Source organism: Nonomuraea sp. SYSU D8015 (assembly GCF_008065375.1).
GTDB lineage: Bacteria > Actinomycetota > Actinomycetes > Streptosporangiales > Streptosporangiaceae > Nonomuraea.
This window is the reverse complement of sequence record NZ_VJYI01000008.1, coordinates 80,342-103,226: the sequence shown is the minus strand read 5'-3', so window position 1 is coordinate 103,226 and position 22,885 is coordinate 80,342. Positions and strand designations below refer to the sequence as shown.

Genomic DNA, 22,885 nt, shown 5'->3' with positions numbered 1-22,885 from the left:
GACCCCGTCGCCACGGCCCCGCGCCGCTGAATCCCCGCCGCAGGGGCCACGGCACTCGCACGGGCCACGGCACTCGCAGGGGCCACGCCGCCCGCAGGGGCCACGCCGCCCGCAGGGGCCACGGCACCCGCACGGGCCAGGCAGCCACAGGGGGCACGCTTCGCGCACCGCGCCACGTCATGGGCACCGGCCACGTCATCGCCCAACACGGGCCACCTCACCCCCAGGCGCCACGGCACTCGCACGTGACGCCTTACCCGCACGGGACGCGTCACCTGGGACGGGAGCAGTGCGATCATCCCTGCGCCAGGGATGGCGCAACGTCCCCTACGCGTCGACACCGCTGGTTTCCTACACCTGTGCGGGATGCTGCCTTCCGGACGCTCCAGTGGCGCCACTTGCCCTGCGCCCCGCCGGAACCGCCTCCCCTGTGTCAGGAGCCCATACGCCGGTGCCGGAGCCCATACGCCAGCCCGCCCACCGCCGCACCAGCCCAATGACCGGCACGAAAGCGACCACCGGCCGCACACCCGCCGACCAGGACCGCGGCCCGGGCGTCGTTCGCGCTCTGGATCCGGCCGAGGGACCGGATGGCGCGGCCCGGACGGGGGGACCGGATGGCACCCCACACAGATGCCCGGTATCGGCGCGCGCTCACCGCCACCTGCGTTCCTGTACGCCCGTGCAGGGGTACGGCAACCCGCGGCCGTACCCCCGGTCATGAGCCCTTAGAGGGTGCCGCCGAAGCCCACCGGCCTGGCCTCGTCCTCGCCGATCTCGACGAACCCGAGCGCGGCCACCGGCACGACGACGCGCCTGCCCTTCACGTCGGTGATGGCGAAGACGCCACGATCAACCGACAGCGCGTTCCTGATCTCCTCCTCCACCTGCTCGGCGGTGAGGTCGGTCTCGACAACGAGTTCGCGGTGTACGGAGCGTACGCCGATCTTGACTTCCATCGTGGCTCCTTAGTCGACGGGGCTGGCTCATCTCCATCGTGGCCGCTCGCGCCCGCCGACGACGTAAATGATCGCGCCGAGCGAACGTGTTATGCCGTACGCGGAAAACCGCTGATGCCACGCCAGGCGAGCCGGGCCATGAGCTGCTCGGCCGCGTCCTTCGGGATGGAGCCGTGTGTGGTGACCCAGTAGCGGGCGCTCACCTCCGCCATGCCGACCAGACCGACGCCGAGCAGGTGCGCCTCGTCACTCGTGCACCCGGTGTCCTCCTGGATGAGGGCGCTGACCATCTCCGCGCACTCCTGCAGCGACCGCTCCACCCGCTGCCGCACCGGCGCCACGTTGCGCAGGTCGGACTCGAAGACGAGGCGGAAGGCCTCGCCCTGGGTGGAGACGAAGTCGAAGAACGCCTGGAAGGTGGCCTGCACGCGCAGCTTGTTTTCGTGCGTGGAGGCCAGCGCCTCCCTGACGCGGTTGACCATGTCGTCGACGTGCACGTCGAGCAGCGCCAGATAGAGCTCGAGCTTGCCGGGGAAGTGCTGGTAGAGCACGGGTTTGCTGACCCCGGCCCGTTCGGCGATCTCGTCCATGGCGGCCGCGTGATAGCCGTTTTCCACGAACACTTCCTGCGCGGCGCTCAGCAACTGCCGACGGCGGGCGAGTCGGGGCAGCCGGGTGCCCCGGGGCTTGGCGTCCGGGGTTGCGGTCACGCGGGTCTCCATTGGTCTCTCAGCGGGTCGTGCGGACATCCTACGTGCGCGAGGCTAACCCGCAGTGATTGTCATCACCTACGCGTGCGCCTGCGGTGAAGCGACCGCACGCGGATGCCCGTCACACCGATAACAGGTGACACCGACGGTTCGGCGCTCGGCGTCGGTCAGTCGGTCAGTCGGTCATCGATATTCGTCGTCGTCGAGGTCCACCACGCGGTCCTGCTCGGCCGCGTCGCCGGGGTCGACGTCGATCGGCAGCTCACGGCGCAGCGTGCCGCCGTTCTGGCGCATCTCCCGATGCTGTTCGACGGCGTCGGCCTCGGGCGTCTCGATCGACAACTCCGTCTCCTCCTCGTCGTGGAAGCCCTCGTCCCCGCGAATGTCCATTTCCGACATCTTTTGGTCCCCCTCTTGGTGCGGACGCAACCAGCCTACGCCCGGCCGAAAAGGTCGCCACGCTTCTCCACTCTGACGAGCACGTCCGGAGCCGTGAACACCAGATCCTCGGGCCGTTCGCAATCCTCGACCTCTTTCCAGGTCAGCGGCGTGGAGACGGTCGGCTGCTCCCTGGCGCGCAGGGAGTACGGCGCCACGGTCGTCTTGGCCGGGTTGTTCTGGCTCCAGTCGATGAACACCTTGCCCGGCCTGGCCTTCTTCGTCATCACGCTGACGACCTGCTTGGGATGTTCCTTCTCCAGGAACTGGGCCAGCCTCTTGGCGTACGCGGAGGGCTCCTCGCGGCAGTCCCAGTCCGCGTACAGCTGCATGCCCTTGCTGCCGCTGGTCTTCGGCCTGGCCTTGAGCCCCTCGGCGTCGAGCACGTCGCGCAGCATGAGCGCCACCTCGCAGCACTCCACGATCGTCGCCGGCGCCCCCGGGTCCAGGTCGAACACCAGCAGGTCGGGCGGCAGCGCCTCGCCGTCCTCGTCGACCCGCCACTGGGGTACGTGGAGCTCCAGGGCGGCCAGGTTCGCGTAGTAGACGAGCGTCGGCAGGTCCTCGACGACGGCGAAGTCGATGCTCTCGCGGTTCTTGGTGCTGCCGGGGACGGGCAGGTTGACGCGCCTGACCCAGTCGGGGGTGTGCTCTGGGGCGTTCTTCTCGAAGAAGAACTGCCCGGTGACGCCGTTCGGGTACCGCTTGACGGTCAGAGGGCGGCCCGCGAGGTGGGGCAGCAGGACGGGGGCGACGCGGCTGTAGTAGTCGATGACCTCGGCCTTGGTGAAGCCGTAGTCCGGATAGAGCACCTTGTCCAGGTTGCTCAGCGTCAGCTCGCGCCCGTCCACCTTGACGGGGACCTTCCTGGGCATGTCGTCACCTCCACACCTCCGCGGGGATCTTGTCGGGCCGCAACCCGCGCCACACGGGGTGCCGCAGCCGCTGCTCGTCGGTCCACATCGTGTAGGCCACCTCCCCGACCAAATCTGGCCTAACCCATCGATTACGCCACGGAACCTCGTTGCAGAACGGGCTGCTCGGGATCTCCAGCGGCCGCAGCACCCGGTAGAGATCGTCGAGCAGGGCGTCGGTGAAGCCGGTGCCGACGTGGCCCACGTACGTCAGGCCCGCGTCCGTGAACACCCCCATGACCAGCGAGCCGATCCCGCCCGCCCGGCGCCCCTTGCCCGGCTTCCAGCCGCCGATCACCACGTCCCTGGTGCTCAGGTGCTTCACCTTGATCCACCACGGCGAGCGCGTGCCCGGCCGGTAGGGGGAGTCGAGCCGCTTGGCGATCACCCCCTCCAGCCCCTGCTGGGACGTCGCGGAGAGCAGGTCGGACTCGCCGGGGAAGTAGGGCGGCGCGCCGATGTCGAGCTCGTCGAGCAGCGCCCGCCGATCGCGGTACGGCAGGTCGAACAGCGGGATCCCGTCGAGGTAGAGCAGGTCGAACGGCATGTACGTGACCGGGTACAGCTGGAGCATGACCGGCTCGGGGTCGGTCAGGTGCATGCGGTGCTGCAGGCGTACGAAACTGGGCCGCCCGCGCCGGTCGAGCGCCACGATCTCCCCGTCGATGATCGCGTTCTTGATCCCGAACCCCGATATCTCCGGATACCGCCGCGTGTACTCAACCCCGTGCCGCCCGGTCAGCCTCAACCCACCGTCGAGGTGCACGATGGCGCGGATGCCATCCCACTTGACCTCGAGGCCATACCGCTCGCGATCGGAGGGTAGTTCCCCAGGTACGGCGAGCATTGGTTCGATCGGGTATGGCATTGGTTGCCCCATGCCGGGTATGTGCCCATTGCCGAGCCGTTGAGAGCGGAGGAGTGGCCATGCGCAGCATCTGGAAGGGTGCGATCTCCTTTGGCCTGGTCACGATCCCGGTCAAGCTCTACTCCGCGACCGAGCAGAAAGACGTGACGTTCCACCAGGTGCACCGCGAGGACGGCGGCCGCATCCGCTACAAGCGCGTGTGCACGATCGACGGCGAGGAGATCCCCTACTCCGAAATCGCCAAGGGGTACGAACTGGCCACGGGCGAGATGGTCGTGCTCACCGACGAGGACTTCGAGGACCTGCCGCTGAGCACGTCCCGCAGGATCGACGTCCTCCAGTTCACCCCCGCCGAGCAGATCGACCCCATTTACTTCGCCAAGTCGTACTATCTGGAGCCCGACGCGCAGGGGGAGAAGCCGTACGTGCTGCTCCGCAACGCCCTGGAGAGCTCGGGCCAGGTCGCGGTGGTCAAGGTGGCCCTGCGCCAGCGCGAGTCCCTGGCGACTTTGAGGGTCCGCGACGGCGTCTTCGTCCTGGAGACGATGTTGTGGCCGGACGAGATCCGCAAGCCCGACTTCGAGTTCCTGGAGGAGGACATCGAGGTGCGGGCCCAGGAGCTGAAGATGGCCGAGTCGCTGATCAGCACGATGGAGTCGGACTTCGACCCGAGCGAATACCGCGACAGCTACCGTGAGGCGCTGCAGGCGGTGATCGAGGCGAAGGTGGCGGGCAAGGAGGTCATCGCCCCGCCGGAGGAGGAGGAAGCCGGCCCGGCCGTGGACCTGATGGCCGCGCTGAGGGCCAGCGTGGAGGCGGCGAAACGCGAACGCGAGGGCGCACCCGCCAAGCCCAAGAAGGCCGCGTCCGGCAAATCCAAGGAAGAAGAAAAGCCGCCTGCCAAGCGCAAAGCCCGCAAATCCGCCTGAGCCGCAGGCGCTGCTTCGTGCGTGAGGCCGGGTGCCCGTGTTCCATGTCGGGTCATCGCCTTGCCGGAGCGAGTGATGCCGCTGTGGACGCGGGCGCCCGGCCGCGGTTCGCACCGATCGGGATGCGGCGGCACGGCCACCTTTCGGCCGTTCAGCACGCTGCTGTAGAGGGTGGGAGGATCACTCCTCTTCGTCCTCCGACTCGACCTCCGCACACTTGTTGGCGGGTTCGAGCTCCCCCTGGTTCAGGAACTCGGACGGGGTCCAGGAGGGGCTCTGGGATGAGCTCTGGTACGAGGAACGGGTCTGGAACTGGCACGCATGCTGGTCCCCGCCATGGCTTGTGTAGCCGGTGGCCGTGGCGGTCGTGGCGGCCGTGGCGGCCGTGGCGGCCGTGGCGGCGTCGGCGGAGGACGTGGTGGCCAGCGCGCCCACGCCGATGATGGCGCCGCACGTGGCGGTGCCCAGTGCGACGCCCACGATGACACTTGTGAACTTGGGCATTGAATTTCCCCCCAAGGGTTCGATTACTCCAGTTCTTCTCGACATTTTCCGGTTTGGTAGGAAAACATCGCGCATGATGGCGAAGGTGCCATCTATTGCCACTTGTTACCGGGCGAGTGTCACACAAACGGGCTTTGTGGTGTTTTGCCCAACTCAAGCGCTATTGCCGCGGCTACTCGAGAGGCTTATCTCTGAAATAAGATGATTTCGTCTGATTTGTTCCCGTTGCGCGGCGGCACAAGGGGCCCTCTGCTTTGAGACATCGCGAGCGCATATCCGGCGCCCTCGATCCACGAAGGGGCACCGCAACCGGGTGGTCAGACGAGATCCGCAAGCCCGGCTTCGAGTCCTTCGAGGAGGTCATCGCGTCGCCGAGAGAGGAGGAAGCCGACCCGGCCGCGGACCTGATGGCGGCGCTGAGGGCCGGCGTGGAGGGGCTCATGGATACCAGGCGGTGCGGCGCCTGGCGTCAGTGGTGTGAGTCGAGTCGGGTACGAGTCAGTCGTTCACGTCGTCGTCGTCGCTATGCGCCCGCGGTCGCGGCCGGAAACTGCTCCGGGACTGTGTCCGGGACCGTGTCCGGGACCTGGCCCATGTCGTCGTCGCGGTCCCATGCCTCCCATTGGCGCAGCGCCCAGAAGAGGGCGTACCAGGGGTGCCAGTCGTCGTCGTTTTGGAGTGCGACTTGCTTGTGCTGGGCAGTGGTCGTCTCTGCGAGTGCAGGAGTGGCGTACAGCGTCGCGGCCCCAATGGCGACGGCGAGTAGAGGTGTGAATAGACGCACCGTTCTTTCCCTTCTGTAATGATGATGTTGCTATACGTAGCAATGCGGGATGGTGCAGTCCAGTTCCCTCGCCGGTTAAGTTAGTGCCCATTCGCCGGGCCGGCGCAGGTGTCAGGCGGTAGATAAGCAATCGTTTCAGCAGTCATCGCGTGAAAGGCCAGATCAACCGAGGGGCCCTCCATGGACCAGGCGTCCAACCCACCCGATCCCGCCGGCGTGGAGGTATGGCTCCTGCAGATCCTCTGCCTGGCAGGCGCTCCATCTTCGGCCATGGTGAGCGCACCTGACGCCTCTCCGGCACCGATTACTCGCACCGGTGTGGCGGGGGAGCCATACGCCGCCTCTGTCCCGCCAGGCGATATGCCTTGATCGAACAGCGGCGGGATCCGCCGCCGACTGTCTGCTGTAACTAGCCGGGTACGGCCCTGGGCCCGCGATAGGCCCCGTTCCCTCACATCGACGAGTTCTGCGACCGTATGGACCGCCTTCGGTGGTCCTGCGGAAGGGATGTGAGCGCCGTCGGCCGATCGACCAGGTGCCGACCACGCTGGCCATCGGGGTCTGCTCACGATGATCGTGCAGAAAGCCGAGAGGGGCGATCCACGCCATGTGGAGGTCAAAGCCGGCCCTTGACCCTTGCCTGGTCCTGGCGCGGCATGGAAAGGCTGCTGGCCGCACGGTCCATCCGGTGCGGCCAGCAACGCAAGACTACGACGACGTCACGTCGTGACCGAAAGGCGTTGCGTTACTGCATGCCTCCGAACGGCTGCTGCTGTCCGCCTTGCTGCATGCCTTGGCCCAGGGTCGTGCCGTAAGGCTGTCCCTGCGAGATGCCGGCGCCGGCGCCGACGAGGTCGAGCAGTCGCGTCTCGACATAGCGCGGAGTGTGGTGCGACTTGTCCGCGATCCGCTCGATGAGATCGTTGACGTTGCGGGCGAAGTCGAGGTCCGCAGGGCTGACCTCGGCGAACTGGTCGAGAATCCGGTACCTGATCTGCCGCCAGTTCTGCCGCAACTGCTGCTCGACCTGCTGGGCTTGCTGCTGTTCCATCAGCTGTCCTTTCCTCGTGGTCCTCGCGGGAACCACCCGGAACCTACCCTCCGTATCGAGAGAGTTACTTATTGTGCAGTCACGGATGCTTTAGATCATTTCGTGGTCGATCAGGCGACGGTTCTCCATGTTCAGACCGTCGTTGATCTTCCTCCTGCCGCCTCATGGCTGCTACTGAGGCACTTGTGAAGGAGGCCGACCGGTGCCTCACCAGGCAACCTCTCGCTGTCGCCGCCTCTGGAAGGAGCGGAGTACGGCCGACACTGCCGAGCAGGCGTCTACCTGGGACGTTCCTCACCAGCCATGCGCGCGTTCCGATCAACCTCGCCGCTGAGCCCGAGTGAGGGACATCATCGCTGCAATCGGCATCACCGAGCGCCCCGCTCATGCCATCGTCACCGACCTGCACGAGGCGGGTCACGCGCGAAAGGTCCGCGACGGCCGCCGTAAAGCTACGAGGCTATCCGGGGCAGCGTCTACGGAACCCCGGCGTCCCCGTCCAAGCGCTCATCGACCTCCTCGCCACCCCAAGTCCAGCGGCTCACACGCCGCCCTGCTGAGCGCCCGCCGTTACGCTTGGGCCGCGCCCTGTGCCACGAAACGCGGAATGATGCGCCATGCGGGGACGGCATCCCCTCCGATGCCGTCCCCGTCTGGGCCCATCCTCGGAACACCACGGTCCGAGGTACCGGCGAAAGGGCTAATCAAGATGCCGGTCGGCCTGGTTGTGAGCAGATTGAAGGCCGTACACCACATCATCAGCAACCCCGCCCGCGCATACGCGTCATGCCCGGACACTTCCGGCGAATGTTGGTTCACTCTTGACCAGCCGGAGACGGCGGGCCAGCGTCGGGGACTTACCCCTCCCTCGGGGTCGGAGGTCGATATGGAGACGTCGTGAGCTCCAACCGAGTCGATGCACTCCCACCAAGTGGACTGCGTGCCACACCGGGCCCGTGTGACCAACGCCTCATGCATCCATTCGCAAACCACGGGTACGTAAATCTGACGATGGCGCGGAACCTCTCCCGTCCCCTCCGCCCATCAACCGGGCAGGTGACCATGAGTGAGTGACCATCCATCCATCCGCCTCCCCATCAGCCACGACCTTCAACGTATCCGCGATCTCGTCGCCGGCTACGCCGCCCGCCTAGGTCTGCCGCCTGACCGCGTGACCGACCTCGTCCTTGCCACCAACGAAGCGGTCACCAACGTCCTTGAGCACGGCGGAGGAAGTGGAACCGTCATCCTCACCGCCGACGACGCGCAGCTCACCGTGGACATCACCGATTCGGCCGGCAGGCTCACCTCACACCATTTGGCCGCCGCGCGGATCAAGCCCGCCCTCGCTCCCCGGGGCTTCGGCTTGTGGCTGATCCACCGCCTCTGCGACCACGTTCACCTCGATCACCCACGCGGCCAATCCCGCCTCCGGCTCGCCCTCCACCTCCCAACCTCGCAGCAGACGCGCACACGGCCCCGCCATTCCGCGCTCGCCGACGCATAGCCACGCTCACATGCAAAAAGGGCAGGCCCTTCACCCTGCCCCGGTTGATTCCCGCTCAGCGAGGGAACTTACGGCGGACCATTTCTCACGGCGGACCATTTCTCACGGCGGACGATTATCGTTCGAGACAACCCCGCGTATCTCTCACTCGTTGTCCCCCTCGGTCATCGCGACGTTGATCGCCGTCGATTCAACGGACCGAGAGTGCACGCACCCGTCCCCGCACGCCGGACCGCGGGGGCGAGCGTGCCGGCGGGCCGCCACGGACACACCTTCTCGCCCGAGCCTGTATCGCCCGCCAGTGCAGCCCGACGCGAAGCCGTCGTCACCGTGGCCCACGCGGCGCCTGCTCGGCTGAGGTTGATTCAGGTGTCAGCGGCTGCCGAATCAGGGCTGCTCCTGTCGACCAGGGATCGCGGCCCTCGCCATGCTCAGGCCGCACAGTCTCCGGGCAACGCGAAAGGCGAGGGGCAGATGAGAGCGCCGCATGTCGTTGACACGGTCCTGGAAAGTGAGCGGTGACCGGACGCCGGGGAGGCGTAGGCCACTGCCGCTCCGGTTTCGCCACCACCCGCACGGCTCGACGACCACCGCGAAACAGTAACCAACGAAGACCGCACGCGCTCGTGATGACCGACTCGGCGCTGTGGCTCCACCCCCTTGATCACCCTCTGTGATAAACAGGTCGCAGTGCGTCAACCTGCAGATTAGGTGGCGCGCTGACACCCGCAGAACATCCAAAAGGGAAAGCCATGCCAAAAATCGCAAGTATCACCGCTGCCGCCGGAATTGCCGCCGCGCTCATGGGTGGGGTCTTCGCACCCGCGGCCAGTGCCGACTCCAACCACAAGTACACGTGCACCAATCAGGGCGGCGGCCCGAACCACAGGGTGACCTGCATCGGCAATATCACCCTGAGCAACGCCCTCAATGACACGACCATCAATGTTGGGGACGTCAACGTGCTCAGCGACATCCAGCTCAGGAACCTGGAGGCCGAGCTGGTCGAGGTCGCCGACAACCACGTCAACGCACCTGTTCTTGTCCAGCTCGCCGCGCTCCAAGAAGCGGTGGTCAACGTCTACAGGAACAGGCTCGGCATCATCGTGCTGCCAAGTGCGATCAACGTTTGCAGCCCAGTCGTAAGGATCTGTGTCTGACCGGACCCCGCACTTCACCGCAGCATCGCGCATGATCGAATGGGCCGCCTGCAGCATGGCCGCGCCTGGGTCGAAGCTGCCTGCGGGGCCGTCCAGACCCTTTCTCAAGGTCGCCGGCCCTGGCCGCCTCCCGCATCACCGTGCCCTCCCATCGGCTGCGGCTCCCCCCTTTGTCCCAGGTCATGGGTCGGCCGATGACGGCAGGCATTGGCGAGACAGTAGAAGTTGTACGCCGCCTCACCCGCGATCGGTCGCATACGTTCTGATGCGCCACCCACGATCACATTCCTAAGCTGATCACGCTTGCCGAGACGGTCAGCCACTGGCGCGCCGAGATCGCCGCCGCGATCGTGTGGAAGATCTCCAATGTGAGAGCGACGACACCAGCCGGGTCATCAAGCAGTCGCCCGCATCCCCTTTGGTTTCCGCACCCTCGTCAACCCAGCGTCGCCGCTGCCGTTACGCCACCACCCGCACGACCCGACGCCCACCACAAAGGGTAACAAACGAAGATCACGCGCTGCGATCAAGTAAGAACACGAACCCCAGGAACGCAGCCCCGGCGAGCACGGTGATCAAGGCCATCGCCAGGACGTGGGTCGCGCTGCGGCCTTCTTCAGAGAAGCCCTCGGGGCGCTCGCCTTCGGCTCCACGGAGGCGTCGACCTGGTGTGGCTGGACCGGGATGCCCATCAGCCGTCATCTCGTCACAGCAAGCTTCTCCTCCACCGCACGCCGGGCGGGTGGGAGGGTGAGCGCGCCGGCGGGCCGCCCATGCACACAGCTTCCCGCCCGAGCCTGTGTCGCCCGCCAGCGCAGCCCGACGCGTACGCGGAACTCGAAGTCCGGCGCGCCTGCTTTCAGGTGGTACGGCGGCTTCGGCCGCGGTCCGTGTCGGAGTCGACGGACAGGACGATGGCGCCCCAGTAACCGTCACCGTCTTCGACGACCGTCACCACCAGGCGGTCGTCGAAATACGGATCATGGGTGTTGTACGTGTCACGCCCCCTGTGCTGCGCGTACGGCGGCTGGGACAGAACCTTCCAGTTGAGCTCCTCCTCGAACAGCAGTTGCGTGGTCAGCACGCGCGAGCCGCCCATGTGCACCATGGCGTGGATGTGCACCGTGCGCCCCGGATACCACCCCGGCCATATCGTCGTGAACTCGACGACGCCTTCGCCGTCCGTCACCTGCGCGCCGCGCAGATAGCGCTTCTCGTCAGTGGGTTTCAGGTCGGGCCAGGCCCTGTCGCCGGTGATCTCGCGCGACTCGACATGCTGGATCATGGACCCCCGCTCGCCTCCCGAGTAGAGCCCGGAGGCGTCGCACTGCCAGACGTCCACCACCACGCCTGGCAGCGGCTGGCACGTGGCGCTGTCTTGCACCTTGATGGCGAGGCGCAGCCGGACACCGGGCTTGTTGTCCCGGATGTCGCTGCGGATCTTGTCTGTGTCGAAGTAGAAGGGTCCTTTGGTCGCGGCAGGCGTGAGCTCGCAGGTCTGAGCCTTGGCGAACAGATCCTTTAGGTCTGTGGCCGCCGTGGCGCCGGCGCTGCGGGTGGCCAGGAGGCTGCCGAGCCCGAGCGAGCTGATGCCGATGTTCGTGATCAGCCGCCGACGGCTGACCCGCTGCCCTTCATGATCGTGTCTCACTGAGATCGTTCTCCGGCAGGTCAGGAGGAGCCCCCGACGTCTCCTCCGCTCCAGTAGAAGCTCTCATGAGATGTAGGGATTTCGATTGAGGCACGGCGCGTATCACCTGAAAAGCTGATCGAAAACCTTGTCGGCGATATGAAGATGCGACCAACCGCTCACCGGCTGATCAAGCTTCATGCGGTGGCGTGCTCCGGATGGCCGGGGGAGCCGGGCCATGGGCAGGAAGCCGGGATGCCGGATGACCTACAGACTCCCTTTCTGCGAGCCCGTCGATCAGCCACGTCCATGCGGACATGAGAGTTGCTCGAAGTGCTTGGACTGTTCAGGCCGCATCGGTGCAGTGTCCGATGAAGCCCATTTGGGTGTCATCGGTGTCGAGGGCGATGTTCAGGGTGGCGTCCAAGGCTTCGGCCAGTTTGGCGAGAAGGGGTAGCGTGGGGACGGTATCGGAGCCTTCGATCCGGGAGATCTTCGCCTGGGTAAGCCCCGCGCGGTCGGCCAGTTCTGTCTGGGTGAGACCGAGTTCGGTGCGCCGGTCGTACACGGCCTTCGCCAGGGCCATGGACAGCCGAATCTCGCGACGAGCCTCAGCCACGTCCTCCGGCTCGGTGAATCCCTCGGCGAGCTTGCGCTCACGCAAAGTCTTCCAGCGGCTGTGGATCATTACTCCACCTCTCCTTCCTCAATGATGCGGACGAACTCCTCATGCGCCGGGCCGTGCTCGGCCTCGCCGACCTTCTGAGCGAGTTTGGCGCGCCTGACCTCGGCATCTTCCCGCATCCTTGTCTTGTGGAAGACGGTCAGCAGGACCGCGGTGCGGTTCGGCGTGAGCCAGCACGTGATACGTATGGCAGCACCGTCGAGTGTGGGGCGCTGCTCCCGGACTCCGTCGCCTAGGTAGCGGGCGTAGGGCACGCCGAGTGCGGCGGCATGTTCGGCGAGTAGCCCCGACATACTCGTCGATCTTGAGGAAGTGCTTGGCGGGCGATGCCTCTTGCTAGTCCCGCACCGCCGGCTCGACCTCGATGGTGAAGAGTGCATCCCCCTATATGTCGTAGACGACATATTCAAGACAGTGCCCCGATGCCAACCGTGGCTGGAGCCCTCGTGGCGAGGGTAGGAGAGGGGGCTAGTGTGGTGGGCGGCTACGATCCGCCGCCGCGCTGTGGCTGAGCCCCAAGTTTCGTCACAGCCGTTCGACGTTGGGGCCCCGGCAGCGGTTGCGCGTGTCGAAGACGAACGGGCTCACCTGCTCGATCATTTCATAGTCGAAGCAGTCGTGGTCGGTGAGGATCACCACGACGTCAGCTTGCGCGAGCTCCCAGCCCGTGGCTTCGATGATCTCGATGTTCAGCGGTAGCAGGGAACGGTCGACGTGGGGGTCAGCCGCTCGTACTCGGGCGCCGAGCTTGCAAAGAGACCTGGCCACCTCGATCGCGGGGGACTCACGGCAGTCTCCTGCGTTCTTCTTGTACGCGAGTCCGAGCAGGACCAGCCGACTGCCCTTGATCGGCTTGGCGCGCTTGTTCAGCGCTAGGCCGAGCCGATGTACGACGTGGCTCGGCATGCTCCTATTGATGTCGTTGGCCAGCTCGACGAACCGGAAGTTGTGTCCCAGACCTCGCTTGACCGCCCATGACAAGTACGACGGGTCGATCGGCAGGCAGTGCCCGCCGACGCCGGGGCCCGGGGTGAAGCGCATGAAGCCGAACGGTTTGGTGGAGGCGGCGTCGATTGCCTCCCAAACGTCGATCCCGAGCTGCTGCGCGAAGATGGACAGTTCGTTGACCAGGGCGATGTTGACGTGCCTGAAGGTGTTCTCCAGGAGCTTGCACAGCTCGGCCACCTGGGGAGAAGAGACGGCAACGACTTCCCGGACGATCTGCCGGTAGAAGACCTCGATCTTCTTCAGTGAATACTCGTCGATTCCCGACACGACCTTCGGCGTGTTCTGCAGGTGCCATCGGGAGTTGCCCGGGTCGATGCGTTCAGGGCTGTAGCCGAGGAAGAAGTCATCGGGCGCGCGCAGCCCGGAGCCCTTCTCCAGTATCGGGAGAAGATACTCCTCCGTGGTGCCGGGATAGGTAGTGGACTCGAGAACCACCGTGGCACCTCGCCGGATCAGAGGCGCGATGGAATGGCCGGCCGAGGCGATATGACGTAGATCCGGAGCCCCCTCGCGCAGAGGAGTCGGTACGGTGATCAGGCAGATGTCGAAGTCCTTGGCCTTGGCGTAGTCGGTGCTGGCCATGTAGCGGCCGCCGCGCAGCGCGGCCTTCACCTCGTCGTTGTGGATGTCCTCGACGTAGGACTCGCCTTCGCCCAACCGCTTGATCCGCCACTCGTCCACGTCGATCCCCACAACTTCGAACCCCGCCTCGACCCCACGCATCGCCAGCGGCAGACCGACGTACCCCTGGCCGATGACCACCAGTTTCTCTCTCATAACCGGCCCCCGTCACCTCGATATGAGTTAAGACTGACTGTAGGTGCCCCGTGTCCTCATATCGCCCATTTCAGCGCTACCTCTGGCGTGTCGTGTCCCAACCATCCCCACGATGGGCTCAGCCGCGCCGAATCCATCCCTTCCACGATTTGGCGTAGCCCGGGGCGACAGCTGAAGTCGGCGACTTGGGATGTGATGGCAGGCCCTCGTTCTCGAGCCACGGTGTGGCGCCACCGCTACCTTCACCGGATCCCGGCTACCACTGGCGTGTCGGCAAAATTCAGCAACAGTGTCGAGGCTCGCAACAAATCGCCCGTTTTCGAGGAACAGCAAATTTAATGCAAATTTGCGACAGTTACCCTGTTTTGGTCAAGGCCTGCTGGCTTTCACCGATACCGTCTTGCAGTGTTCGGGTTCGGCGCGACAGAGGAGACCGGTATGGGGCGAATAGCAACGGCCCAGAGGTGGGCCAAACACAGTGGTATCAGGCCCGTCGCCGAGGTCGCAGGTAGCTGGATCACCGCAAAGATCGCGCCAGGCTGGATACATCGGAACAGTGCGCCGACTGTCCGGGACTTCCTCGGTATGAGCTCTCCATTCGCAACATCGAGCCAGGTCTTTCTAGAAAGACTGGGCTGGTCGGCCGCTGACATCGCCATCCTCGTCGACGAGTACAAGGAGATTCAGGAACGCCTCACCCGACAGTACAAGAGCACCACCCTCGCACTTCCGCTGAGGTTCGGCGTGGAGCGGGAAACGGGATTCTTCCTGTATGCGGCCACCCGGCTGACGAAACCGCAAAAAGTGGTGGAGACCGGCGTTGCGGACGGTCGATCCTCGTTCATATTCCTCGCCGCGCTCGAACGCAACGGCGGGGGTCTCCTCCACAGCTTTGACATCAATTCCAAAGCCGGCGGGCTCGTGAGAGCGCATGATCAATGGCACCTCAAGATCAGTGACCCGACGGCGCCGGAACTCTCGTTCATCCAGTCGCTACTGAAACTAGGCAAAGTGGACTTTTTCTTTCACGACAGTGACCATCGCTATCTCGGACAGCTTTTGGAATATGACTTCGTCTGGCCCAGGATGCGCGCTGGCGGCCTGTTCGCGAGCGATGACGTCGACGTCAGCAAGGCGTTCCTCGACTTCTGCAGGCGACATGCCCAACGCCCTGAATTCCTGTTCGACAGCCGGAAGATCACCGGAGCGCTGAGGATTTGATCCATGTGGAGTGAATGAGCCAAGCACTCCGCCGCTGACATTGGCCGCCCAACGCCTCGGCACTATGAAGCGATTGGAATTCCGGCATGACTGACCTGCTGCAGCGTGTCAACGCCTGCACCCGCCCGCCGAGCCGATGCCTGACGATCTTCGCGTCGCTCGGCATGGCAACTCAGACGGAGGCAGGACTGTGTATGTGGCTTTTCGTTCGAGACTCGCGCTTGGGGGACACCAGGCAGTGCTTCGTCTCCCTCCGGCTGGACGCCGGGATCGCGTATCTGTGCGTCGCGATGACCGTCGGCCTCCTGGCCACCAGCGTGCTCGTGGTCAAGATCGGGCGCACTGTTGTCGTGGCGCTGGGAAGCCGGCCAACAGGGCGAAGCCGCCCTCCGATCGGTTGTGCTAGCACGGTGGTGGCACAACTCCACTCTCGGCTGACCGCGGCTGTCTTCCGCCATGACGGCGCCGGGGAACGAGGGGATGTCCTCCGAGCGTCGGCACGGCTATGGAGCGTGGGATCGGCTTCGGTGGCTGTGCTGCGACCGCTTGCCGGCACGATGCCGGAGTTTATGTACGGATCAACTCATGTCACGTTGGCGCCCGTCATGCGCTCATGGTGGGACCTCTTGCGTTCAGGGACAGTCGTGTGGTCTGAAGTCTTTCCTCTGGCTGCGTCATCATGAGGGCTGTATCTCCAGGAGCCCGTTGGAAGGTGAGCGTGGGCCGACGGCGCATTGACCCGATGCTGCCGATGCGGTTGATGACCAGCCTGACCCTCGTGGTACTCGCCCAACTCGGGGGCGCATCCAACGACGCCCCGCTGTCGGTGGCACTGATGTGCCTGGCACTCCTCATAGTCCCGACCGATCTCCTCCCCGCCATCGTCCTCATCACGGTACGAGATGACGGGGCCTTCATCGGTCCTCTCTTCCTGAGCGATGTGGCCGCCCTTGTCTGTGTGACGCGGGTGGTGTTGAGTCCGCAGGGGCTCAAGATACGTTTCAGTGCCTCACGCATCGCACTGTTGGCCTTTTTCCTGTGGACAGCTTTTGTCACGATCACTGGACTAGGGGTCTTGACGGCTCTAGGACGGGTGGCCCTCTACGCAGCCATGGGCGTAGCGGTCAGTTACCGGCCGCCAGCCAAGCGATACCTGTTCGCAGGAATCGTCGGACTGGCCGTGATGGAGATCATTCTCCATATGCCGTATCTGCCCAGTCGGTTGCACGGCCGATTCATCGACGATCCATCCCATGCGGGCGGGCTCTTCATCGCAGCCCTCCTCGTCGTCTGGACATCCCGTCTTCACCGGCCACTCAAGGTCCTCCTGGTGGGACTGATTGCCTTCGGAATCGCAATGACGCTCACGCGCTCCGTTTGGTTCGCGGTAGGCGCCGTCGCCTTCGCCGCCGCGCTGCCGCGCCGATGGTACGTCCCACTGCTGTTGCCCCCCGCCGCCGGTCTGGCCGCGCTACCGCTTGTCCCCTACGTCAACAGTATGCTCGGATTGTACGAGTACTCCGTGACCGTTCGCGTCAAAAGCATTTCTGCCGGGTGGCGGCAGTTTCAGGAGAATCCGATCGTCGGTCACGGCTGGCAGCTCGCTTCGGCGGTTCGCGAACTCGGGATCATCGGACCGAGCGACGTGGCGATTTACAATCTATGGATCCATCTCGGAGTCAGCTCGGGCATCGTAGGACTCATACTCTTTCTGACTTTCGTCTCCACGCTGGCTCGTGAGGCCCTCAGCGACCAGAAAGCCTACCTTTTCCTGGTGGCGACCCTGGCCATGTCGCTTTCTGAGATGCATCTCTACGGCCAGTCCCTGCTGGCGCTGCTCTTCTTCACCATGACGTTCACATGGAGACCGTTGAAGGCCGCACAACCCTTTGCATCCTTCGAAGTTCCCTGCCGCCGCATCGGCCAAAATAGAGCAAAGCGCCGTCCTCTGTTTGGTTGTCCGGGTGGTCCGGCAGAGCTCCATGAGACGGGGAACACTACACTCACCGGTATTCGATTGGCCATGAGAGGAGGCCGTCGTGAGACGGGTGGCGACGGCTCGGCGGTGGGCGAAGAACTGTGGAATCAAGCCGGTGGCAGCGATAGCGGGCAGCTGGATTACGGCAAGAATCGCACCTGACTGGATCCACCGAAACAGCCCGCCGACCATTCGCGACTTCACCGGCATCTGCACGTCGCTTGCCACGTCGGGCCGGGCCCTCCTCGAAAGACTGGGGTGGGGCTCAGCTGAGACGGAGAAACTCGCTGACGAGTACGACGAAGTCTCCCAGCGTCTTGCCGGCCAGTACCGGACGGCGAGCCTTTCATTCCCGGAGAGATTCGGGGTGGAGACGGAGACGGGATTCTTCCTTTATGCTGCCACCCGGCTGGTCCAGCCGGTCACGATTGTGGAGACCGGGGTGGCGGATGGTCGATCCTCGTTCATATTCCTGGCCGCGCTCGAACGAAACGGCTCCGGGCGCCTCCACAGCTTCGATGTCAACCCCAGGGCGGGCGTCCTGGTAGGTGAGCATGATCAGTGGCAGCTCACGATCTGCGGCCGCAGCGCACCGGAGTCCTGCTTCGTCCAGTCTCTACGGCGGATCGGAACGGTGGACCTGTTCTTCCATGACAGCGATCACAGGTACCTCAATCAACTCCTTGAGTACGACTACGTCTGGCCTCTCATGAAGCCCAATGGGTTGTTCGCGAGTGACGACGTCGATGTCAGCAAGGCGTTCATCGACTTCTGCAAGCGGCGAGGACTGCATCCGGAGTTCCTCTTCGACAGCAGAAAGATCACAGGGGCGTTGAGGACCTGATGTCCGTCGAGTTGAACGGTGGACCGGCGTACGACCGCCTCGTAGTCATGGCGAATCGACGTCTGCGTGTTCTCGGGAAGGTGCCAGAACGACGGTGTGCGGGATAGCCGGTGTGGTTTCGACGGAGCGGCCGGATGCCGACCTTGTCCGCCGGATGTGTGACGCGCTGATCCACCGCGGTCCGGACGACGTCGGCTACCACGAGGACGCGCATGCCGCCCTCGGGATGCGCAGACTGGCCATCATCGACGTGGTGGGCGGAGCCCAACCCGTCTACAGCGAAGACGGCTCCATCGCGGCGGTGTTCAACGGCGAGCTGTACAACTTCCCCCTCCTTCGGGAGGAACTACGCAAGAGGGGGCATCGCTTCAGGAGCGACGGGGACGCCGAGTGCCTCGTACACGCCTATGAGGTTTTTGGTGACGAACTCGTCCACCGCCTGCGCGGCATGTTCGCCTTCGCCATCTGGGACGCCCCACGACGACGGTTGCTGCTTGGCCGCGACCGGGTGGGAAAGAAGCCGCTCTACTGGCGGTCCCATGGAAGATCACTGATCTTCGCCTCTGAGTTGAAGGCCTTGGTGCAGGATCCCGCGGCGCCTCGCGAAGTGGACCTCGTCGCGCTGCACCACTATTTGACCTTCCAATACGTCCCCGCGCCCTGGTCGATCTACCAGGGAATCCGCAAAGTACCTCCAGGACACCTGCTCGTCTGGGAGCAAGGCGACGTCGACGTGTTCCCCTACTGGCGGCTCGACTGCACGCCAGGTGAGATCCACTCCGAAGCCGAAGCTGCTGCTCGCCTCCGCGATCTCCTGCTAGACGCCACGCGGGCTCGCCTGGTAAGCGAACGTCCGCTGGGAGCCTTCCTCTCCGGCGGTGTCGACTCATCGGCCGTCGTGGCGGCGATGGCCCGCGTGAGTGAAGGGCGCATCAAGACGTTCAACATCGGCTTCGCCGAACAGGACTTCGATGAACGACGCTATGCACGTTTGGTTGCGGAGCGGTATGGCACCGATCATCACGAACAAGTTGTCACCCCCTCGGCTTTGGACGTGCTGCCGGAGCTGACGTGGCATTTCGACGAGCCGTTCGCCGACTCGTCCGCCATCCCGAGTTTCTACGTCGCGCGGATGAGCCGCGATCATGTCGCCGTCGTGCTCAATGGAGACGGGGCCGACGAGAGCTTCGGAGGTTATCGCCGGTACGCGGCGATGGCGAAGATCCAGCGGATCAGAGCGCCTCGGCCCGTCAGAGGTGTGCTGGAGAAGGCGGGAGCGCTCCTGGCCGCGCATTCTCGTGCCCGCTCCCGTTTGAGCGATGTCGGTCGTGTCGTCGAGCTTCTTGGCCTTCCCGAACAGCTTCGCTACGCACGGCTGATGTCCTGCTTCACCCCGGAGCAGAAGATGACTGTCTACTCCGACACCTTGCGAGAGCAGCTTGCGGGAACAGACAGTTTTCGGCTCCTGAACGACGCCTTCGCCGCTTCCCGCGCGGACACGTGCGTCGGCCGCCTCCTGGACGTCGACGTGAACACCTACCTTCCCGGCGATCTTCTCGTGAAAATGGACATCGCCACGATGAGCAACTCACTGGAGGCGCGATCTCCGTTTCTCGACCACCATCTCATGGAATGGGCCGCGTCCCTTCCGTCTCATTTCAAGGTACGATCCGGCACCACGAAATATTTGCTGAAAAAGGCACTCGCGGGATGGCTGCCGGCGGATCTTATCAAGCGTCCGAAGATGGGGTTCGGCATCCCGCTGGCCGCGTGGCTGCGGACCGACCTGCGAGATCTGTCATGGGACGTGCTGACGGATAGAACCGCACGCTCTCGTGACCTGTTTCGGAACGACGCGGTGACCAAACTACTCCGCCAGCACGGCAAAGGCCATGATCATGGCAGTCGCATCTGGACCCTCATGCAATTCGAACTGTGGCATCGCATGTTCATCGATGACCGTTGTACCGGCATTCGACCGCGCGGGTGCCAGGCTGCGCAGGGCTCGTCCCCGCATGCGCGTCCAGGGAATTGACCGTTTCATGGTGATTCCATGTCCACGAATATTCTGATGGACATGCCCGGCGAGTTGGGATACAAGGGGATCGGCCCCTTAGAATCCGAATTATGAGCATTTTCGCCATCGCTCGTAATGCGATGCGCCCGACATATCTGCCGGTCATGACACACAAGGTCTACGTGCGAATAAGACATGGACATGACCGGGAACGCAAGGCCGCCACCGCATGGGCCTCCAGCCAGGCGGAAAGCCTCGACGAATGGGGTAGTCGCATCGATCCCCTCCTCTGGAGGGAGGCGGAGAATTATGCCCGCCTCCTCACCGAGTCGGCGGAGCCACGGGTGAGGGCCCTGGCGGAGCTCGGCGTGGACCTCGGTGGGCCGGGTGGCATCGAACTGCTGTACTTCCTGACCAGGATGCTGTGCCCGAAAGTAGTGGTGGAGACCGGTGTCGCCGCGGGCTGGACCACCGCCGCCATTCTCGCGGCAATACAGGCGAACAAATTCGGCCACCTGTACTCGAGTGATTTCCCGTGCTTCCGGCTCGGCGACCCAGAGCAGTACATCGGCCATGTCGTCGCGGAGCCGCTGAAGGACTCATGGACGCTCCACCTGGACGGTGACCGACGAAATCTCCGCCGTATACTCCGCGCTCGGATGAAGGTGGACCTGGCCCACTACGACTCTGACAAGACGAGAGCGGGAAGAGAGTTCTTTCTCCGGCGGATTTCCCCGCACCTGACGGATGGCCATGTCTTGGTAATGGACGACATCCAGGACAACCTGGTATTCCAGGAATATGTGGCTGCAAGGCAGCTCTTTCACGTCTTCGAGTACCGCGGCAAGTACATCGGCATGACGGGACCTGGGCTAGCGGACCTTGAGCAGGGCAGGCATTCTCGATGACTCCTTCATCACCCGTTCCGGGCAATACGGATTTCCAGACCGACTGGCACGATACACTGTGCTGTATTCACTGCGGATGCTCACTCAGGGCAGGAAGGAAGCTCTGCTGCACGCGATGTGGGGCGACATACCCGATTGACAACGGAGTGCCAAGGTTCGTAGCCAAGGACAACTATGCCGCGGGCTTCGGCTACCAATGGAACCAGCATCGGCTGACCCAGCTCGACTCGCACTCGGGAATGCCAATCTCGCGCGACCGGCTGATGAGCGCCAGTGGTTGGTCCGTCGCCGAGCTGCACGGCAAGAACGTGCTGGAATGCGGCAGCGGCGCCGGACGCTTCACCGAGGTGCTCTGCGAGACCGGTGCCTCCGTCACATCGTTCGACATCTCGAGCGCTGTGCACGCGAACGTGGCCTCGAACGGTCACTTCCCCAACCTGAGACTGGTCCAGGCCAGCATCTATGAACTCCCGTTCAAGAAGGAATCCTTCGACTTCCTGGTCTGCTTCGGTGTGCTCCAGCACACGCCAGACGTGGAAAAGGCGTTCAAGACGATATTCCAGTACTTGCGGCCGGGAGGTCGCTTCTGCATCGACGTCTACGCGGCGATAGTCGCGTATACGCACCCTCGGCACCTACTGCGTCCGCTCACCAGACGAATCCCGCCGGCTAGGCTCTATACCGTGGTGGAGAAGGTCGTGCCACGCCTGCTCCCGCTTTCGATGATGCTCAGCGCGGTTCCGGCGGCAGGACCGTACCTGGCCCGCCTGGTTCCGGTCGCGAACCATCGGTATCTGGGCCTCAGGAACAAGAACACGCTTCGCAACTGGTCGGTCCTGGACACATTCGACTGGTTCGCACCCCGGTACGAAACACCACAGACGCGTCGACGTCTTGAACGCTGGACGACCGAACTACACCTGCGAGACGTGTCGATCGAGCGCCGTCGTGGATTGTACGTGATTCGCGGCACTAAATAGCCGATCGTCGCCTGCAGCTCATGACCGGGTGACGACCGCGAATGATTCAGAGGGTTTACGAGAATGAGCACAAATGCCCGCGACTCAGCGACACATGTGGCGAGCCAGTCCATGCGACAGCTGATCGCCTCAGGGGCAGCGTGATAGGTGTCGGTTATCTGGGCGCGACGCACGCCGCCAGCATGGCTCGGCTGGGTCATGAAGTCGTCGGCATGGACATCGATGAAGAGAAGATCTCTCTGCTCTCCGCCGGAATCGTTCCCTTCTACGAGCCCGGCCTGAGCGAGATGCTCCGCAAGCTCGTGGAGGCCGGACGGCGCGTTTCGCCACCTCCTACAGAGAGGTCGGGGCCGAGGCGGACGTGCACTTCGTCTGTGTGGGGACACCGCAGCTCACCGGATCCCACCGGGCTGATCTCAGCTGGGTGGAAAGGGCGTTCGCGGAGCTGGCTCCTTATCTGCGCGCCCCCTCCCTCGTCGTGGGCAAGTCAACCGTTCCGGTCGGCACGGCACGGCGAATGGCTCAGATCGTTCGCGGACATGCGAAGGGAGGGGTCAGGCTGGAAGTAGCGTGGAATCCGGAATTCCTGCGAGAGGGCCGAGCGCTCGAGGACATGCTCAGACCGGATCGCCTCGTTTTCGGTGTCGCATCGCCATGGGCGGAGCATAGGTTGCGTCATGTCTCTCTCACCGTAGCGGTAGCCGTCCGGGAGGAAGGAGCAGACGTTGTCGTCCACGACAACGTCGCCGAGGGCAAGGCCCGGCGGGCCCACCCGGAGCTTGAATACGCGGACACTCTCCTTGCCGCGGCACGTGACGCCGATCTGCTGATGCTGCTGACCGACTGGACCGAATTCCGGGATATGGATCCCCACGTGCTGACTCAATCGGTTCGACAGCGAAATGTGGTGGACGCCCGCCACGCCCTGGCGCCGGACCTCTGGCGCTCGGCGGGGTGGAGCTACCGGACATGACCCGGATTCAGAGTTGTGCCATGAGCCGCTGTAGGCACTG

General features: G+C 64.3%; 21 protein-coding genes and 1 pseudogene. 11 read left to right on the top strand and 11 right to left on the bottom strand.

The genetic code is table 11. From position 1 onward, the window contains the following. Window positions 1-728 precede the first annotated feature (728 nt). The 5 genes from ID574_RS30585 to ligD (ID574_RS30565) all read right to left on the bottom strand — a co-directional run bounded on the left by ID574_RS30585 (window position 729) and on the right by ligD (ID574_RS30565) (window position 3,868). A complete protein-coding gene (locus ID574_RS30585; protein ID WP_188192456.1) occupies window positions 729-959 on the bottom strand; it encodes a DUF3107 domain-containing protein in 231 nt (76 codons plus the stop codon). A gap of 89 nt (window positions 960-1,048) precedes the next feature. Then, window positions 1,049-1,669, bottom strand: a complete 621-nt coding sequence (locus ID574_RS30580; protein ID WP_223167235.1) for a TetR/AcrR family transcriptional regulator — start codon at window positions 1,667-1,669, stop codon at window positions 1,049-1,051. A 183-nt stretch (window positions 1,670-1,852) separates the two neighbouring features. Beyond that, entirely contained in the window at window positions 1,853-2,059 is a 207-nt protein-coding gene (locus ID574_RS30575; protein ID WP_188192454.1) for a hypothetical protein, read from the bottom strand. A 44-nt stretch (window positions 2,060-2,103) separates the two neighbouring features. After that, window positions 2,104-2,982, bottom strand: a complete 879-nt coding sequence (ligD, locus tag ID574_RS30570) for a non-homologous end-joining DNA ligase (RefSeq protein WP_188192453.1) — start codon at window positions 2,980-2,982, stop codon at window positions 2,104-2,106. 4 nt (window positions 2,983-2,986) lie between these two features. Then, on the bottom strand, window positions 2,987-3,868 hold the full coding sequence (ligD, locus tag ID574_RS30565; RefSeq protein WP_223167234.1) for a non-homologous end-joining DNA ligase: 882 nt from the start codon (window positions 3,866-3,868) through the stop codon (window positions 2,987-2,989). Between the two features lie 80 nt (window positions 3,869-3,948). Between ligD (ID574_RS30565) and ku the strand changes: the two genes are divergently transcribed. Further along, entirely contained in the window at window positions 3,949-4,818 is an 870-nt protein-coding gene (gene ku / locus ID574_RS30560) for a non-homologous end joining protein Ku (RefSeq protein WP_188192451.1), read from the top strand. A gap of 180 nt (window positions 4,819-4,998) precedes the next feature. Here the strand turns inward: ku and ID574_RS30555 are convergent, their stop codons facing one another. Together ID574_RS30555 and ID574_RS30550 are read right to left on the bottom strand one after the other, a co-directional pair. Then, a complete protein-coding gene (locus ID574_RS30555) occupies window positions 4,999-5,322 on the bottom strand; it encodes a hypothetical protein (RefSeq protein WP_188192450.1) in 324 nt (107 codons plus the stop codon). A gap of 1,529 nt (window positions 5,323-6,851) precedes the next feature. Then, window positions 6,852-7,157: a hypothetical protein gene (locus ID574_RS30550; RefSeq protein ID WP_188192449.1), complete on the bottom strand. Its 306-nt coding sequence runs from the start codon at window positions 7,155-7,157 to the stop codon at window positions 6,852-6,854. 1,066 nt (window positions 7,158-8,223) lie between these two features. Here ID574_RS30550 and ID574_RS30545 point away from each other — a divergent pair. Next, the gene (locus ID574_RS30545) at window positions 8,224-8,664 is read left to right on the top strand and encodes an ATP-binding protein (RefSeq protein WP_188192448.1); all 441 of its coding nucleotides are present in this window, start codon (window positions 8,224-8,226) and stop codon (window positions 8,662-8,664) included. A gap of 752 nt (window positions 8,665-9,416) precedes the next feature. After that, entirely contained in the window at window positions 9,417-9,824 is a 408-nt protein-coding gene (locus ID574_RS30540; RefSeq protein WP_188192447.1) for a preprotein translocase subunit TatB, read from the top strand. Between the two features lie 859 nt (window positions 9,825-10,683). On the opposite strand, the gene ID574_RS30535 is transcribed toward ID574_RS30540, so the two are convergent. From ID574_RS30535 to ID574_RS30520, 4 genes are all read right to left on the bottom strand, one after another. After that, window positions 10,684-11,475: a dioxygenase family protein gene (locus ID574_RS30535; RefSeq protein WP_188192446.1), complete on the bottom strand. Its 792-nt coding sequence runs from the start codon at window positions 11,473-11,475 to the stop codon at window positions 10,684-10,686. A 325-nt stretch (window positions 11,476-11,800) separates the two neighbouring features. After that, a complete protein-coding gene (locus ID574_RS30530) occupies window positions 11,801-12,142 on the bottom strand; it encodes a helix-turn-helix domain-containing protein (RefSeq protein ID WP_188192445.1) in 342 nt (113 codons plus the stop codon). Then, window positions 12,142-12,432, bottom strand: coding sequence for a type II toxin-antitoxin system RelE/ParE family toxin (locus ID574_RS30525; RefSeq protein ID WP_223167233.1), 291 nt, complete (start codon window positions 12,430-12,432; stop codon window positions 12,142-12,144). The genes ID574_RS30530 and ID574_RS30525 overlap by 1 nt, the downstream gene beginning before the upstream one ends. Before the next feature lie 232 nt (window positions 12,433-12,664). Further along, the gene (locus ID574_RS30520) at window positions 12,665-13,924 is read right to left on the bottom strand and encodes a nucleotide sugar dehydrogenase (RefSeq protein ID WP_188192444.1); all 1,260 of its coding nucleotides are present in this window, start codon (window positions 13,922-13,924) and stop codon (window positions 12,665-12,667) included. Between the two features lie 405 nt (window positions 13,925-14,329). Between ID574_RS30520 and ID574_RS30515 the strand changes: the two genes are divergently transcribed. From ID574_RS30515 to ID574_RS62940, 8 genes and pseudogenes are all read left to right on the top strand, one after another. Then, a complete protein-coding gene (locus tag ID574_RS30515) occupies window positions 14,330-15,145 on the top strand; it encodes an O-methyltransferase (protein WP_188192443.1) in 816 nt (271 codons plus the stop codon). 712 nt (window positions 15,146-15,857) lie between these two features. Further along, window positions 15,858-17,285, top strand: a complete 1,428-nt coding sequence (locus tag ID574_RS30510) for an O-antigen ligase family protein (RefSeq protein ID WP_188192442.1) — start codon at window positions 15,858-15,860, stop codon at window positions 17,283-17,285. Next, entirely contained in the window at window positions 17,239-17,967 is a 729-nt protein-coding gene (locus ID574_RS30505; protein ID WP_188192441.1) for an O-methyltransferase, read from the top strand. The genes ID574_RS30510 and ID574_RS30505 overlap by 47 nt, the downstream gene beginning before the upstream one ends. Window positions 17,968-18,061: 94 nt before the next feature. Beyond that, window positions 18,062-20,002, top strand: coding sequence for an asparagine synthase (glutamine-hydrolyzing) (gene asnB / locus ID574_RS30500; RefSeq protein WP_223167232.1), 1,941 nt, complete (start codon window positions 18,062-18,064; stop codon window positions 20,000-20,002). Window positions 20,003-20,094: 92 nt separating this feature from the next. Further along, window positions 20,095-20,892 carry a class I SAM-dependent methyltransferase gene (locus ID574_RS30495; RefSeq protein ID WP_188192439.1) on the top strand — a complete coding sequence of 266 codons (798 nt, stop codon included), beginning with the start codon at window positions 20,095-20,097 and terminating at the stop codon, window positions 20,890-20,892. Between the two features lie 146 nt (window positions 20,893-21,038). Continuing rightward, window positions 21,039-21,872, top strand: coding sequence for a class I SAM-dependent methyltransferase (locus ID574_RS30490; RefSeq protein ID WP_188192438.1), 834 nt, complete (start codon window positions 21,039-21,041; stop codon window positions 21,870-21,872). A 41-nt stretch (window positions 21,873-21,913) separates the two neighbouring features. After that, window positions 21,914-22,488 (top strand): annotated as a pseudogene (locus ID574_RS62945) (hypothetical protein); the annotation flags it as partial. After that, on the top strand, window positions 22,486-22,845 hold the full coding sequence (locus tag ID574_RS62940; protein WP_442939338.1) for a UDP binding domain-containing protein: 360 nt from the start codon (window positions 22,486-22,488) through the stop codon (window positions 22,843-22,845). The pseudogene ID574_RS62945 and the gene ID574_RS62940, both read left to right, overlap by 3 nt. Window positions 22,846-22,885 lie beyond the last annotated feature (40 nt).

Coding starts and splice junctions, on each gene's coding strand:
- ID574_RS30575 (WP_188192454.1), bottom strand. CDS start 2,059: ATGGACATTCGCGGGGACGAGGGCTTCCACGACGAGGAGGAGACGGAG.
- ID574_RS30495 (WP_188192439.1), top strand. CDS start 20,095: ATGAGCATTTTCGCCATCGCTCGTAATGCGATGCGCCCGACATATCTG.
- ligD (WP_223167234.1), bottom strand. CDS start 3,868: ATGCTCGCCGTACCTGGGGAACTACCCTCCGATCGCGAGCGGTATGGC.
- ID574_RS30540 (WP_188192447.1), top strand. CDS start 9,417: ATGCCAAAAATCGCAAGTATCACCGCTGCCGCCGGAATTGCCGCCGCG.
- ID574_RS30530 (WP_188192445.1), bottom strand. CDS start 12,142: ATGATCCACAGCCGCTGGAAGACTTTGCGTGAGCGCAAGCTCGCCGAG.
- ID574_RS30520 (WP_188192444.1), bottom strand. CDS start 13,924: ATGAGAGAGAAACTGGTGGTCATCGGCCAGGGGTACGTCGGTCTGCCG.
- ID574_RS30555 (WP_188192450.1), bottom strand. CDS start 5,322: ATGCCCAAGTTCACAAGTGTCATCGTGGGCGTCGCACTGGGCACCGCC.
- ID574_RS30550 (WP_188192449.1), bottom strand. CDS start 7,157: ATGGAACAGCAGCAAGCCCAGCAGGTCGAGCAGCAGTTGCGGCAGAAC.
- ku (WP_188192451.1), top strand. CDS start 3,949: ATGCGCAGCATCTGGAAGGGTGCGATCTCCTTTGGCCTGGTCACGATC.
- ID574_RS30525 (WP_223167233.1), bottom strand. CDS start 12,432: ATGTCGGGGCTACTCGCCGAACATGCCGCCGCACTCGGCGTGCCCTAC.
- ID574_RS30585 (WP_188192456.1), bottom strand. CDS start 959: ATGGAAGTCAAGATCGGCGTACGCTCCGTACACCGCGAACTCGTTGTC.
- ligD (WP_188192453.1), bottom strand. CDS start 2,982: ATGCCCAGGAAGGTCCCCGTCAAGGTGGACGGGCGCGAGCTGACGCTG.
- ID574_RS62940 (WP_442939338.1), top strand. CDS start 22,486: ATGCTCAGACCGGATCGCCTCGTTTTCGGTGTCGCATCGCCATGGGCG.